This window comes from Parvibaculum sp., assembly GCF_045863935.1.
Taxonomy (GTDB): Bacteria; Pseudomonadota; Alphaproteobacteria; order Parvibaculales; family Parvibaculaceae; genus Parvibaculum.
In genome coordinates this window covers 1-12,814 of sequence record NZ_BTVP01000062.1, presented here as the reverse complement: position 1 = coordinate 12,814, position 12,814 = coordinate 1, and the positions used below count along the sequence as shown (strand labels likewise).

Sequence of the window (12,814 nt, the reverse complement as noted above, 5' to 3'; positions counted from 1 at the left end):
ATACCCGGCAACCTCCAATGCGACGGTTTCGCAGAGGAATCCGCAGGGGGAGGGTCGAAATTCGCCCGGCGAATTTCGGGGCGGGGGAACGCGACCTCTTTATCCCCGGCAACCATCCATCCGACCGGCGGCAAAAACCGGGGAAAAGAAAATATCATCCGTATAAAGAATGTATTTGTGACGTTACGATGACATTTCGATGACAGTCGATCACTCGCAGGGCCCGTTTATCCCCAGTTGCACCGAATTCATGCGCGCCGCGATCGTTGCCGCGCGTCCCCTTGTCCCCGGCCGCCATTCCAGCGGATTGGGCAGCACCGAGACGAGCTGCGCCGCCTGCATCGGCGAAACTTGTGCCGCACTCACCCCGTAATAGTGCTGCGCGGCCGCCTCCACCCCATATATGCCGGGTCCGAATTCGATCACGTTGAGATAGAGCTCGAGAATCCGCTTCTTGCTGAGCAACGCCTCCAGCCACACCGTGATATAGGCCTCGCCCCCCTTGCGGATGAAGGTCCGCCCTGGCCACAGAAAAAGGTTCTTGGAGGTCTGCATGCTGATGGTGCTCGCCCCGAGGAGATATCCCCCCTTTTTGTAGCGTTCGAGCGCCGTGTCCACGGCCTCCCAGTCGAAGCCGCCATGCTGGCAGAACTTGCCGTCTTCGGCCGCGATCGCGGCGCGTTGCAGGTGCGGGGATATCTCGGAAAGAGGCCGCCAACTCTTTGAAATGCCATGACCTTCCGCGAGCCTGATGAGCATCAGCGGCGTCGCCGGCGGCGGCACCACCGCGTAGAAAAGGATCGCGATGGCGGGCCCGAAAAAGAGCAGGATCAGCACCTGCACCAGGACGCGGGCAATCCCCGTCGCAAGGCCCGCCCTTTCCGGCGCCTCGTCCTCGTCTGCCCTGAGGCGGTCGCCGCCCGGCCCTTCTGGTCTGAAGTCATGGCTCACGGCGCGATCATCGGTAAGCCACGCCGCCCGCACAAGGCCCTTCGCCCCTGAATTGCCCAATTCCTGCCGCGAAACCGAAGGAACGGCTGTTTGCCCTGAGCGTTTTCATACCAGCACGTGAGGAGGCGAACATGATGAGCAAGACAGCGATTGCAACGGCTGCTGCCGCCTTCCTGATGACGGCAGGCTGTACCAATCTCAACAAGACCGAGGAAGGCGCGCTTTCCGGTGGCGCGATCGGCGCAGGCATCGGCGCCACCGCGGGCGCCATCACAGGCGGCTCGGCCGCCACAGGTGCCGTGATCGGCGGCGCGGTCGGCGCGGCCGGCGGCGCTTACAAGGGTTGCCGGGAAGAAGGGAAATGCTGACAAAGTCTTGATTCAAAAAGAAAATGGCCCGGTCTTCCGGGCCATTTTTGTGTCGTCGCCTTCAAGAATGCGGCACAATATCACACTTAAATTTCGGGTTTTATCCCCGATATTCTCCCCAACATCTATTGTCCTGGATGAGGCACATGAACCCCGAAGTGAAAGCCTTCTTCGACGAGACGACCTCGACCGTCACCTACGTCGTGACGGATTCTGAAACGCGCCATGCGGCCATCATCGACGGCGTGGCCGACTACGATCCGGTCACCGGCGCTCTGAGCCACAAATCGGCCGGCAAAGTGATCGATTTCGTGAAAGCGGAGGGTCTCACGGTCGATTGGGTGCTCGACACGCATGCCCATGCCGACCATCTCACCGCAACGCCCTACCTTCAGCAGAAGCTTGGCGGCAAGAGTGGCATCGGCGAACACATTGCCGACATCCAGTCTTACTGGCGCAATGTCTTCGACATGCCCTATGTCGCGGCGGACGGAACGCCCTATGACCGCCTGTTCGCCGATGGCGACATCTTCACCATCGGAAAGCTCGAAGTGCGCGTCATCCACACACCCGGTCACACGGCCGCCGATATCACCTACGTAGCCGGCAACGCGGCTTTCGTGGGCGACACGCTTTTCATGCCGGACTACGGAACCGCGCGCACAGACTTCCCCGGCGGCAACGCGCACACGCTCTATGCCTCGATCCGCAAGATTCTAGCCCTACCCGGCGAGACCCGCGTCTTCGTCGGTCACGACTACCTGCCGGAATCCCGCAAGGAATTCCGTTGGGAATCCACGGTCGATGAACAGCGAAAATCGAACAAGCACGTTCATGAAGGCGTGAGCGAGGATGACTTCGTGAAGCTTCGTGAGGAGCGGAATGCGAAGCTCGGCACACCGCGCCTGCTCTACCCGTCGCTTCAGGTAAATATCCGCGGCGGCAACCTGCCGGAACCGGAAGACAACGGCGCCATCTACATGAAGACGCCGGTCAAACAGGTGGGCTGACGGGATTTCGCCTATTCTCCGCGGAGTTTCTTCACGCCGAGAAAGCGCATGGCGATGCGCTCGTATGTCGGCTCGCTCTTTCCCTTGCGGACCTTTCGCAAAAAATATTTCTCGAACGCAATCTTCGCGAGGTGGACCCAGTAGCCCTGCCCCGCCCAGTTGACGTTGCGCGGCGGGATTTGCGGCAGGGCGATGAAGGCAACGCCGTCATTCCCGAAATCGGCAAGACAAACCGCATTCCACGTCGCCTCCTTCTTGGGCTCGCGGCCATCGATTGTCTCACGGATGTTCTGCGCGACGGCCGTCACCATCGATTCGATCATGTAACCCGTCTTCGGCACGCCGACCGGCACCGGCGTGCTCTCGTACGGCGGAATCGCGACGCAGACGCCTATGCCATAAATATTTGGATAGCGGGGGTTCTGCTGATGCCGGTCGACCAGCACGAAACCTCGCGGATTGGCCAGCCCCTCGATGGGCTTCCCGTCTTCGCCGAACAGGCAGCGAACGCCGCGAAACGCCGGAATCATCATGTTGAGGCGCGATGGCAGTTCGTGAACCTTGCGCACACCGCCATCCTCGGCGATTTCGCTGACGACGACCTTGTCGGCATCGACACGGTCCACGCGCGCATTCGTAATCCATTTGATGTCGCGGTCGCGCAGGACAGACTCCAGCAATCCCTTCGTATCTCCGACACCGCCAAGGCCGAGATGGCCGATATAGGGCTCAGACGTGATGAAGGTGATGGGAACGCGGTCGCGGATGCGCCGCTTGCGCAAATCGGTATTCACGAGCATCGCGAACTCGTAGGCAGGGCCGAAACAGGATGCACCCTGCACGGCACCCACGACCACGGGCCCCGGATCCTTGCAGAAAGCCTCCCACTTCCGCGCCAGGTCGGCTGCATGGTCGACATGACAGATGGAGGAACTGTTCTGCGAGGGCCCAAACCCCTCGATCTCGTCGAAGGCCAACTCCGGGCCTGTGGCTATCACGAGGTAATCGTATTCGATCGTGCTGCCGTCACCGAGATCCACGGCGTTCTCCGCCGGACGTATCCTGCGCGCACCTGCCGCCGAGAAGGAAATACCGAATTTTGCAAAGGTCTCCGGCAGGTGGATCTTGATGTCCTCCGGCTTGCGCCACATGACTGCAACCCAGGGATTGGACGGCACGAAGTGAAACCACGGCGTATCCGAGACGACCGTAATCTCCGCATCGGCACCAAGCGTTTCGCGCAGCTCATACGCCGCTGACGTGCCACCGATACCCGCTCCCAGAACGACGATTTTCTTGCGCATTTTTCTCTCCGGACGGGAAAGGCCGCAGCTTTCCCCTGCCTCGTTGTCAGAAGGCGCTGGCGGACTTGAGGCCCAGCTTTTTGAAAATCATCGCTGCGGGGCAGAACCCGGTGAAGGAGGCCTGGAGCAGATTGAGCCCCACAAAGGCCGTCAGCAGCAGCCAATAAGTGCTGTGAACCTGGCTCAGCACGAGGCTGACCAACACGACGAAGCCTGCGAACGCCATGACGGCGCGATCGATCGACATTGCCATTCTCCCTTTGCCTTGCTCGTTGCCTGCCTGCTCGATATCCACGTGGCCCGATCTTGGGCCGGCGAGCCCCGCGGGAATATGATCTGGGTCAAATCCCCGGGTACCGGAGGGTGGTTGAATATCGAGGAAGCACGATATATTTGTTTTTTCTAAATTAGCATCGAGTTATATTCTGGTCAAGACAACGCAACAACCCGGGGTCGTCATGACGGTTCGCCTTCTCCTCATCGCGGCAATGCTCTCGCTAGCCGGTGTGGCACCAGCTAGCGCGGACAAGGCAGAGGTAAGGCTGACATCCGTCAGCGACCGCAAGGCCGTCATCGCCACGGTGGAACCGGTGCACGAACTCTTCGCCAGGTCCCGGATTGCCGGCACGATCTCCACCATCGGCATAAAGGAAGGCGACAAGGTGAATGCCGGCGACAGCATCGCGGTCGTCGTCGACGAAAAGCTGATGCTGCAGATGAAGGCCGTCGAGGCGCGGATCGAGGCGCAGGAGGCCGAGTTCGAGCAGGCGCGCATAGACTTCGAAAGGGCGTCCTCTCTGCGGAAGTCTGGCACCATTTCTCAGGCGACCCTCGACCAGGCGCGCACCCGCTTCAATGTGGCCGAGCGCAACCTGCGTGCCTTGCGCTCCGATCGCCAGGTCATCGAGCAGCAATCCATCGAAGGTGCCGTTCTCGCCCCCGGCGCGGGACGCGTACTGGACGTGTTGCTTCAGGAGGGCAGCGTCGTCATGGCGGGCGACAATGTCGCCAGAATGGCGACCGACAACTACATCCTCCGCATGCAACTTCCCGAAAGGCATGCGCGCTTCCTGAAAACCGGCGACGAAATCCTTGTCGGTGCACGCGGCATGGCGAGCACGGAGAACGAAGTGACCCGGACCGGAAAGGTAGTAACAGTCTATCCCCGGATCGACCAGGGGCGCGTCATAGCCGATGTCGACGTGGAAGACCTCGGCGACTATTTCGTCGGCGAGCGCACACGGGTCTTCGTCCCGACGGGAGAACGGGAGGCGATGGTTCTTCCCGATGGCTTCGTCTACCGGCGCTTCGGTGTGAGTTACGCAAAGCTCGATTCCGGCGAGGAAGTCGTCGTACAGGTGGGACTTGCCGTTGACGGCGGCATCGAAATTCTCTCCGGGCTGCGGCCCGGCGATGTGGTGGTGAAGCCGTGAAAATCGGAATCTCCGGCGCCCTGACGCGTGCCTTCATTTCCTCTCCCCTCACCCCTTTGATGCTGGTCGGCTCGCTGCTGGTTGGAACTCTCGCGCTCATCGCCCTGCCCCGCGAAGAAGAACCGCAGATCAGCGTACCGATGGTCGATATCATCGTGAGCACGAAGGGCTATCGCGCCGAGGACGCGGTCGAACTCATCACACGTCCCCTCGAGGACATCGTGAAGGGAATCGACGGCGTCGAACACGTCTACTCGAACACGGAAGACGACCGCGTCCTGGTGACGTCACGGTTTCTCGTCGGCACGGATCAGGATACGGCACTCCTGCGCGTTCACGAGAAGATCCGCGCCAACATTTCCGACCTGCCTTACGGCATTCCCGAGCCGCTGATCGTCGGACGAGGCATCAACGACGTTGCGATCGTGGCCTTCACCCTCTCGCCTCAGGCGGAAGCAGCCGATCGCTGGACCGACAACGGCCTTCGGCAGATCGCACAGGAGCTGCAGCACGAGCTGATGAAGGTCGACGATGTCGGCCTGACCTACATTGTCGGCGGCAGTCCGAACCAGATACGCATAGAACCCGACCCCGAGCGTCTTGCGCTCTACGGAGTGACCCTCAGCCAGCTGGTCGACAAGCTGCAGAACGCCAATCGTTCGCTCGTCGTCGGCCGCGTCATGCAGGATAATGTCAGTTCGATCGTCGTCGCCGGTGAAACGCTTCAGGGCGTACCCGACATCGGGCTCCTCCTTCTCACCACACGTGACGGACGCCCGGTTTACATCAAGGACGTCGCGGACGTCGTGGTCGGTTCCGCGGAGACCGAGTCGCGGGCCTGGAATCTGACGAAGACGGAAGCGGGCGACCTGCACCGGCTGCCTGCCGTCACCGTGGCAATCGCGAAGCGCAAGGGCGCAAACGCCGTCGTTGTGGCGGACGAACTCCTCGCCCGCCTTGAAACCATTGAAGATCGTCTCGTTCCCGCGGGCATCGACGTAGCTGTCACGCGAAACTACGGCGCGACCGCCACGGAAAAGGCGGACGAACTCCTCTTTCACCTCGCCCTGGCAACCGTTTCCATCGTCGTTCTCATCACCTGGGCCATCGGCTGGAGAGAGGGCGTCGTCGTTCTCGTGGTCATCCCGACGACCATTCTCCTCACGCTCTTCGCCTCTTGGCTCATGGGTTACACGATCAACCGCGTCAGCCTGTTCGCGCTCATCTTCTCGATCGGCATTCTCGTGGACGATGCGATCGTCATCGTCGAGAACATCGTCAGGCACTGGCATATGAGAGGGTCGAAGGACCTCGTGTCGAGCGCGGTCGAGGCCGTCGCCGAGGTCGGAAATCCGACGATCATTGCCACTCTGACCATCATCGTGGCACTTCTGCCGATGATGTTCGTGAGCGGCATGATGGGCCCCTATATGAGCCCGATCCCCGCAAACGCCTCCTTCGCGATGATCTTTTCCTTCTTTGTCGCCGTCATCATAACGCCCTGGCTTCTCTTCAGGATCGCGCGGCGCCGCTTCGAGGGCGGAAGTGCGGCCGGCGCGGGCCAAAGCCATGACGGCGACAGCGCACTCGCGCGCCTTTACCTGCGCGTCGCAACGCCGGTTCTGAGCGGCCGCAGGAATTCGAAGCGGCTGTTGATCGCCGTCGGCGTGGCGACGCTTGCAGTCTGCCTGCTCTTTGTCACCAGAGACGTCGCCGTGAAGCTTCTGCCTTTCGACAACAAGTCGGAGCTGCAGGTCGTCCTTGATATGCCGCATGGAACCACCCTGGAAGACACGCAGCGGGTTCTCTTTGCCGCCGCGGACAGGCTCAAGGCAATTCCCGAACTCACCTCCATTCAGCTCTATGCCGGAACCTCCGCGCCGTTCAACTTCAACGGCCTCGTCCGTCACTACTACCTTCGCAGCGGACCCCAGCAGGGCGACCTTCAGGTCAACTTCGTCTCCAAGGACGAGCGCTCGCGCGCGAGCCACGATCTCGCAATAGCCGTGCGGACCGAGCTGGCATCGCTGCCTCTGCCTGAAGGTGCCGTCCTGCGCGTTGTCGAGGTTCCGCCCGGCCCCCCGGTTCTCGCCACGCTGCTCGCCGAAATCTATGGACCAGACGAGGCAACGCGGCGAGCAGCAGCCAGGAAGGTCGAGGAGGCATTCCGCTCAATCGACTTCATTCAGGATGTGGACACTTCCTTTTACGCGCCCGCACCGCGGCAGCGCTTTCTCATCGACCAGGACAAGCTCGAGTTCCACGGCGTCGAACAGCAAGTTGTCTACGACACGATCGCGACCGTGATCGGCGGGGCCGAAATCGGCTACTCGCAGCGCGGTCATGGCGCCCGGCCCTACAACATCGTCGTGAAGCTGCCCCGCAGCGCACTTTCCATCGGCGAACATATTCTTTCAACACCAATCCCGGCCGGCGGAACGGTACGGGAGGGCAAGAACGTCGAGCTCGGCGATGTCGTCACGGTGGTGCCCGAGCCCGGCTCCTACGCCCTCTACCGGAGAGACGGCCGCCCCGCCGAAATGGTGCTTGCGGAAGTCGCGGGCCGCTTCGAGGCGCCCATATACGGCATGTTTGCCGTGGAGAACGCGATCAAGGAGATGGATTGGGGCGAAGCAGGTCCGCCCGATATCCGCTACCACGGACAACCGACGGACGAGTCGCGGGTCACGCTGCTATGGGATGGCGAATGGGAAGTGACCTACGTCACATTCCGGGACATGGGCGCGGCCTTCGGCGTGGCAATACTCGGCATCTATCTGCTGGTCGTTGCACAGTTCGGTTCGTTCAAGCTGCCGCTCGTCATTCTGATCCCGGTACCGTTGACGCTCATCGGTATCGTTCTCGGCCACTGGGCGTTTGGCGCAGCCTTCACCGCGACCTCCATGATCGGCTTCATCGCCCTTGCCGGCATCATCGTGAGAAATTCGATCCTGCTCGTGGATTTCATCCAGCACCGCCGCGCCCACGGAGACGCATTGCGGGATGCCCTGCTTGAGGCGGGCGCCATCCGCTTCAAGCCGATTGCGCTGACCGCTGCTGCGGCCATTATCGGCGCCGTCTTCATTATTGCCGACCCCATCTTCCAGGGGCTCGCTCTATCGCTTGTCTTCGGTCTCGCTTCTTCGACGGCGCTCACGCTGCTTGTCATACCCGCCGTCTATATTCTGCTGCGCGATGACAACAGGGGATTTGAGCATCGCGGCGAGCGCAGCAAGGAAAACGGCGCCGCATAGAAACGGCGCCGTTCGGGTTCGGTCGTGAATTCGGGGCCGGAGCGCTACGCTCCCGCCTATCCCTGCTTGACGGGAAGGCCCGCTTTTTTCCAGCCTTCGATCCCGCCGGTCATCTCGAAGAGTTCGCCCTCGCAGGCTGCGGCAAGACGCCCGGCATTGGAGGTCGTTCGCATTCCGCCTTTGCAGTGAAAGATGACCTTTCTCTTTCCCAGCTTGCGGAGGTCATGGTTGTCGAGCTCCGAAAGGGGCACGAGATGCGAGCCTGGAATATGCTCCTGTGCATGTTCGCCGGGCTCGCGAACGTCGACAAGGACCGTGTCGCCCGATTCCAGCCACTTCTTGACGGTTGCGGCATCGATTGGTTTGAGACTCATGTGCGCTTTCCCTTTCTGCCGGCTTTACCCGCCGGCGGGCAATAGATATCGGCCAGCGTCTCGATGATGCGTTGAGCTTCCGGGCTTGCCAGCCTGTAGTAGATCGTCTGCGAAACGCGCCGCGTCGCGACGAGCCCCTGCTCACGCAACACCGCGAGATGCTGCGACAACGCCGACTGGCTGATGCCCAGCAGAGATTGTATTTCCCCGACCGACATTTCTTCGCCGGCAATGTGGCAGAGGATCAGCAAGCGGCGCTCGTTCGCAAGCGCGCCGAGCAATTGCGATGCTTCGGAGGCGCTTGCCTCAAGCTCCCTGATCTCAGCCGTCGTCATTGTCCTGCCTGACTTTCCTGCCCGTATCGATGATTTTCTATATTAGATTTTTATCATATAAAGTCAAGGGTTGCGCGGCGGCAACGCTCGCCAACCATGACCTCAATGGCCCCATTTTCGCCATGCTTCAGCCCCGAACGGCCACCAGACTCCTGCACAAGGCCAACCGAAGATGGAGTTGAACGTGAAGAAAACAGTAACAATTCTAACCGCGGCAGCCCTTCTCCTGACGACGGGCTGCACCAACCTCAGCAAGACGCAGGAAGGCGCTCTCTCGGGCGGCGCCATCGGCGCTGGCGTTGGCGCAGCAGCCACCGCAATCGCCGGTTCCAGCATTGCCGCCGGCATGATCGTCGGCGGTGCCGTCGGCGCCGCAGCGGGCGCCTACACAGGTTGCCAGAAGGAAGGCAAATGCTGATCTGACGGACCGGTTACGGTAAAGACGGCCCGTTGCTCTCGCCGGACGCTCTATTCGGCGAAGAACCGCCGGTCCACCGGATCGAAGGAGCCGGCGACCGGTGCCCCTGCACCTTCGCTCCATGAATCGCGATTGAGCGCCCGGTCGATCTGCACGACTTGCATCCCCGCTTCCCTTGCGGCGGCAATCTCGCCCGCATGGTCGGAAAGAAAGAGCATGGCACCCGCATCGAGCCCCGCCGTCTCGGCGATGGCGCGGTAGGAACCGCTTTCGGTCTTCGCGCCGATCCGCGTGTCGAAGAAGCCCTCGAAAAGCGGTGCGAGATCGCCCTTGTCCGAACAGCCGAAGATGAGCCGCTGCGCCTCCTCAGAGCCCGAAGAATAGACGAAGAGACGAAGGCCGCGATCGTGCCACCGCCGCAGCACCGCCGCAGCGTCCTCATAGACTTCGCCTTTCAGAACGCCTTCCTCATATCCCTTACGCCAGATCAGTCCCTGCAGCAGCTTCAACGGTCCGGCCTTCCGGTCCTCGTCCAGCCAGGACAGGAGAAGGCGCACCGTCGCATCTGTATCCGCCCCCTCAATGCCGCCAAGCTCGCGCGCAGCGGCAAGCGCAGCCGCAACCTGCCCGTCGGCTTCATTCTCCGTCACAAAACGGACAAGGCGCGCACGCGCATAGGGAAAAAGCACCTCATGCACAAAGGCGAGAGGTGTCGTCGTGCCTTCGATGTCGGTGACAACGGCGCGGACGGTCGTCATGCGGGCACGTTCTCGAACTTCGGAAAACGCGTTGCGATATCGTCGCCGGTAAAATGGCCAACCCACCCTTCCGGCGTCGTGAATATGCGTATCGCACAGAAGTCAGGCGCAGGGCCTGTATCGAACCAGTGCGTTGTCCCCGCGGGAACGCTGATAAGGTCGTTCCGCTCGCACACCACCCTGAAAACGCGCCCCTCCTTGCGAAGATAGAAGGCACCTGCACCATCGACAAAGAAGCGCACCTCGTCATCGTCATGCGTGTGCTCGGCGAGAAATTTCCGGCGAAGCTCATCGCGGCTCGGATTGTCCGGCTTCACGCGCACCACATCGGCGCTCCGGTAGCCACCCTCTTCCATGATCCGCGCAACCTCGCGCTCATAGGCCTTGAGCACCGTCGCCTGATCGGCATCCTCCGCAAGCACTCGCAACGCGGTCCACCGCTCGAAGGCAACGCCGATGCCGCTCAATTCCTTGGCAATCGTATCGCCGTCCTGCGTGTCGAGCAGCACGGTGCCTGGGTCGGTGTCGGGATAGACGGTGAGACGGGTCATCTGAAGCCCTCCTCATGCAGTTGCGCTGTCAGCAGAAAATCGAACGCTTCCACATGGCGGATCGTCTCCGCCGCGGTCGCTCCCCAAACATATAGGCCGTGTCCGGCAATGAGGTAACCGTAAGCCTTGTCGAGTGTCGCAAGCCTTTGCTCGACGATATCGGCGAGCCGCTCGGTGTTCTGATCGTTTGGCACCACGGGAACGTCGAGCACCGTTTCATGGGTCTCTATGCCGGAAAAAGCCTTGAGAAGCTCCCACCCCTCGAGGCGCACGTACCCCGCCCTTTCATGGCGTCGCGACAGCACGGTTGCCGCCATGCTGTGTATGTGGGAAATCGCTCCAATCTGGGGGGCATTCCGGTATCTCGCGAGATGCAACGGCGCTTCCGCCGACGCCCTCGGATGCTTCGGCCCAAGAATTTCAGCCTCGATCACGCCCGCCTCTGTGAGCTCGGCCTTGTTTGCCCCCGTCGCGGTCAAGGCGGCCCGCTGCCCATCGATCCGCGCCGAGAAATTGCCGCTCGTCGCCGGCACCCAGCCGCGCGCACCGGCAAAGCGGGCCATGGCGATGACCCCATTCACGGCGTCGGCATAGTGCTCATCAGGCGCCTTGGCGTCTCGGTCCGGGTCCATTTTGTCTCCGACGGCTGAAATCGAGCGGCAAACATAGTAGATTCGGAGAGTGATGAAACCCCCGCAAAAACAGGGTTTTGCGGCCTCTCGAAGGCAAAGCGGCCGACGTTCGTCCAAATTGGATAAACGTAAGGGACTAGTCACATATATTTAAAGTTGCATAGACCCTTTTGTGTGTCTCATCATGGTTGAACACAATCCGATTTGCCTATGCATAAGGGGCTATCACAATGATCTCCATTACGCAGAACCTCGAAAGCCCGGCATTCATGGCGCTTGTTGACCCGGACTGCGCCTCCCTTTTCCGGCAGTGGAATATCGCGCCGCCGTCCGGCCGCGAGATCGATCTCGCCTGGCAGGTCGCGACCTCTCGCGGCACGGTGAAGGACAGGCTTCTGAAGGAAGACAATATCCGTGTAGCCGTCGTGAGCGCCGCCTCGGAAACGGACCCGCTCCTCCGGGATATGGCACGAAACGCGAGCCAGATGCCGAGCCACGCCTGGCTGCACCTGATCCTCCTCATCCCCACGCGCGTCACCCAGCCTTTCATGGCGCAGCTCCGCCAGTTCGCGTCATGGTCCATCCTCCCCTCACCTTGCACAGCGCTCGAACTTTCCGACGCCCTCACGAATGCCGCCTGGAAAGCTGCCGAACAGCACCGGCTCGCCATGCTGTCCATCGCGATCCGCAACGAAGCCGAGGATATCCTGATCCGCACCCGCAATATTGTCGGCGCGCTGCGCAACGTCGAAACGCCCGCCGCTCTCGGGAACCTGGTTCGCATCGCCGACCTCATGAGCGAAGGTGAGGGAATGCCCGCTCGACGCGAACCCAATCGCCACGACGGCGCCGCCCCCTCACCGGCATCCGGCGGCATGGCGCTGCCGGAGAGCATCGGCATGCGTGGAGAAGATCCCGGACGCTTCTGGACCCGACGGCTGATCGACTTCTGCACCGCGCGCCAGAGCTTCTTTCCGGACGGTCTTTTTTCCGACCCCGCCTGGGACATGTTGCTCGACCTCACCAACGCGCGCCTGTCGGGAAAGCGAGTCTCCGTCTCAAGCCTCTGCATCGCTTCCCGCGTGCCCGCGCCGACGGCGCTCCGCCGTATCAGCGATCTGGTTTCGGAAGGCCTGGCAACGCGCGTCCGCGACGAAGCGGACGGCCGGCGCGTCTTCGTCGAGCTGACGGAGGACGGCTTCTCCCGAATGACCGCCTATATCGAGAATGTGAGGGGCATGCTCTCGGAGGGTCAGCAAATGAGACGCGCCCAATAGCGCCTTGAATAGATCGTCCCGCTACAAACAAAAAAGCCCGCCGGAAACTTCCAGGCGGGCTTTTTTTAAATTTGGTTGCGGGGGCAGGATTTGAACCTGCGACCTTCAGGTTATGAGCCTGACGAGCTACCGGGCTGCTCCACCCCGCG

The 12,814-nt window shown here is 61.4% G+C and carries 15 protein-coding genes and 1 tRNA gene; 7 read left to right on the top strand and 9 right to left on the bottom strand.

What is annotated here, in order from left to right:
• Positions 1–192, top strand: a 192-nt coding sequence (locus tag ACKUUH_RS16540) for a hypothetical protein (RefSeq protein ID WP_407950989.1), incomplete at its 5' end; no start/stop codon positions are given.
• A gap of 18 nt (positions 193–210) precedes the next feature.
• On the opposite strand, the gene mtgA is transcribed toward ACKUUH_RS16540, so the two are convergent.
• Positions 211–951, bottom strand: coding sequence for a monofunctional biosynthetic peptidoglycan transglycosylase (gene mtgA, locus ACKUUH_RS16535; RefSeq protein WP_407950988.1), 741 nt, complete (start codon positions 949–951; stop codon positions 211–213).
• 131 nt (positions 952–1,082) lie between these two features.
• Here mtgA and ACKUUH_RS16530 point away from each other — a divergent pair, with 131 nt between their 5' ends.
• Positions 1,083–1,319 carry a hypothetical protein gene (locus ACKUUH_RS16530; RefSeq protein ID WP_407950987.1) on the top strand — a complete coding sequence of 79 codons (237 nt, stop codon included), beginning with the start codon at positions 1,083–1,085 and terminating at the stop codon, positions 1,317–1,319.
• Between the two features lie 146 nt (positions 1,320–1,465).
• Positions 1,466–2,329 (top strand): MBL fold metallo-hydrolase, encoded by an 864-nt coding sequence (locus tag ACKUUH_RS16525; protein WP_407950986.1) that lies wholly within the window; start codon positions 1,466–1,468, stop codon positions 2,327–2,329.
• A gap of 11 nt (positions 2,330–2,340) precedes the next feature.
• Here the strand turns inward: ACKUUH_RS16525 and ACKUUH_RS16520 are convergent, their stop codons facing one another.
• On the bottom strand, positions 2,341–3,633 hold the full coding sequence (locus tag ACKUUH_RS16520) for an NAD(P)/FAD-dependent oxidoreductase (protein ID WP_407950985.1): 1,293 nt from the start codon (positions 3,631–3,633) through the stop codon (positions 2,341–2,343).
• A gap of 46 nt (positions 3,634–3,679) precedes the next feature.
• Positions 3,680–3,880 (bottom strand): DUF2892 domain-containing protein, encoded by a 201-nt coding sequence (locus ACKUUH_RS16515; protein WP_407950984.1) that lies wholly within the window; start codon positions 3,878–3,880, stop codon positions 3,680–3,682.
• A gap of 211 nt (positions 3,881–4,091) precedes the next feature.
• Between ACKUUH_RS16515 and ACKUUH_RS16510 the strand changes: the two genes are divergently transcribed.
• Positions 4,092–5,066, top strand: a complete 975-nt coding sequence (locus ACKUUH_RS16510; protein ID WP_407950983.1) for an efflux RND transporter periplasmic adaptor subunit — start codon at positions 4,092–4,094, stop codon at positions 5,064–5,066.
• Positions 5,063–8,320 carry an efflux RND transporter permease subunit gene (locus tag ACKUUH_RS16505; protein ID WP_407950982.1) on the top strand — a complete coding sequence of 1,086 codons (3,258 nt, stop codon included), beginning with the start codon at positions 5,063–5,065 and terminating at the stop codon, positions 8,318–8,320. The genes ACKUUH_RS16510 and ACKUUH_RS16505 overlap by 4 nt, the downstream gene beginning before the upstream one ends.
• Positions 8,321–8,376: 56 nt before the next feature.
• Here ACKUUH_RS16505 and ACKUUH_RS16500 read toward each other — a convergent pair whose 3' ends face one another.
• Both ACKUUH_RS16500 and ACKUUH_RS16495 read right to left on the bottom strand, forming a co-directional pair.
• A complete protein-coding gene (locus ACKUUH_RS16500) occupies positions 8,377–8,694 on the bottom strand; it encodes a rhodanese-like domain-containing protein (RefSeq protein ID WP_407950981.1) in 318 nt (105 codons plus the stop codon).
• Positions 8,691–9,029: an ArsR/SmtB family transcription factor gene (locus ACKUUH_RS16495; protein WP_407950980.1), complete on the bottom strand. Its 339-nt coding sequence runs from the start codon at positions 9,027–9,029 to the stop codon at positions 8,691–8,693. Before ACKUUH_RS16495 ends, ACKUUH_RS16500 begins: the two co-directional genes overlap by 4 nt.
• 184 nt (positions 9,030–9,213) lie before the next feature.
• Between ACKUUH_RS16495 and ACKUUH_RS16490 the strand changes: the two genes are divergently transcribed.
• Positions 9,214–9,447 carry a hypothetical protein gene (locus ACKUUH_RS16490; RefSeq protein WP_407950979.1) on the top strand — a complete coding sequence of 78 codons (234 nt, stop codon included), beginning with the start codon at positions 9,214–9,216 and terminating at the stop codon, positions 9,445–9,447.
• Positions 9,448–9,497: 50 nt separating this feature from the next.
• Here the strand turns inward: ACKUUH_RS16490 and mtnC are convergent, their stop codons facing one another.
• From mtnC to mtnB, 3 genes are read right to left on the bottom strand one after another with little or no spacing between them, the layout of a single operon-like run.
• Positions 9,498–10,205, bottom strand: a complete 708-nt coding sequence (gene mtnC, locus ACKUUH_RS16485; RefSeq protein ID WP_407950978.1) for an acireductone synthase — start codon at positions 10,203–10,205, stop codon at positions 9,498–9,500.
• Complete coding sequence (locus ACKUUH_RS16480) at positions 10,202–10,756, bottom strand: 1,2-dihydroxy-3-keto-5-methylthiopentene dioxygenase (protein ID WP_407950977.1); 555 nt, start codon at positions 10,754–10,756, stop codon at positions 10,202–10,204. Before ACKUUH_RS16480 ends, mtnC begins: the two co-directional genes overlap by 4 nt.
• Positions 10,753–11,388 carry a methylthioribulose 1-phosphate dehydratase gene (mtnB, locus tag ACKUUH_RS16475; RefSeq protein WP_407950976.1) on the bottom strand — a complete coding sequence of 212 codons (636 nt, stop codon included), beginning with the start codon at positions 11,386–11,388 and terminating at the stop codon, positions 10,753–10,755. Before mtnB ends, ACKUUH_RS16480 begins: the two co-directional genes overlap by 4 nt.
• Positions 11,389–11,618: 230 nt before the next feature.
• Here mtnB and ACKUUH_RS16470 point away from each other — a divergent pair, with 230 nt between their 5' ends.
• Entirely contained in the window at positions 11,619–12,665 is a 1,047-nt protein-coding gene (locus ACKUUH_RS16470) for a hypothetical protein (RefSeq protein ID WP_407950975.1), read from the top strand.
• 72 nt (positions 12,666–12,737) lie between these two features.
• On the opposite strand, the gene ACKUUH_RS16465 is transcribed toward ACKUUH_RS16470, so the two are convergent.
• Positions 12,738–12,814, bottom strand: a tRNA-Met gene (locus ACKUUH_RS16465).

Excerpts from the sequence above, each read along its gene's own strand:
- ACKUUH_RS16530 (WP_407950987.1), top strand. The coding sequence starts at position 1,083 with ATGATGAGCAAGACAGCGATTGCAACGGCTGCTGCCGCCTTCCTGATG.
- ACKUUH_RS16480 (WP_407950977.1), bottom strand. The coding sequence starts at position 10,756 with ATGACCCGTCTCACCGTCTATCCCGACACCGACCCAGGCACCGTGCTG.
- ACKUUH_RS16515 (WP_407950984.1), bottom strand. The coding sequence starts at position 3,880 with ATGTCGATCGATCGCGCCGTCATGGCGTTCGCAGGCTTCGTCGTGTTG.
- mtnB (WP_407950976.1), bottom strand. The coding sequence starts at position 11,388 with ATGGACCCGGACCGAGACGCCAAGGCGCCTGATGAGCACTATGCCGAC.
- ACKUUH_RS16470 (WP_407950975.1), top strand. The coding sequence starts at position 11,619 with ATGATCTCCATTACGCAGAACCTCGAAAGCCCGGCATTCATGGCGCTT.
- ACKUUH_RS16520 (WP_407950985.1), bottom strand. The coding sequence starts at position 3,633 with ATGCGCAAGAAAATCGTCGTTCTGGGAGCGGGTATCGGTGGCACGTCA.
- ACKUUH_RS16525 (WP_407950986.1), top strand. The coding sequence starts at position 1,466 with ATGAACCCCGAAGTGAAAGCCTTCTTCGACGAGACGACCTCGACCGTC.
- mtnC (WP_407950978.1), bottom strand. The coding sequence starts at position 10,205 with ATGACGACCGTCCGCGCCGTTGTCACCGACATCGAAGGCACGACGACA.
- ACKUUH_RS16495 (WP_407950980.1), bottom strand. The coding sequence starts at position 9,029 with ATGACGACGGCTGAGATCAGGGAGCTTGAGGCAAGCGCCTCCGAAGCA.
- ACKUUH_RS16510 (WP_407950983.1), top strand. The coding sequence starts at position 4,092 with ATGACGGTTCGCCTTCTCCTCATCGCGGCAATGCTCTCGCTAGCCGGT.
- ACKUUH_RS16500 (WP_407950981.1), bottom strand. The coding sequence starts at position 8,694 with ATGAGTCTCAAACCAATCGATGCCGCAACCGTCAAGAAGTGGCTGGAA.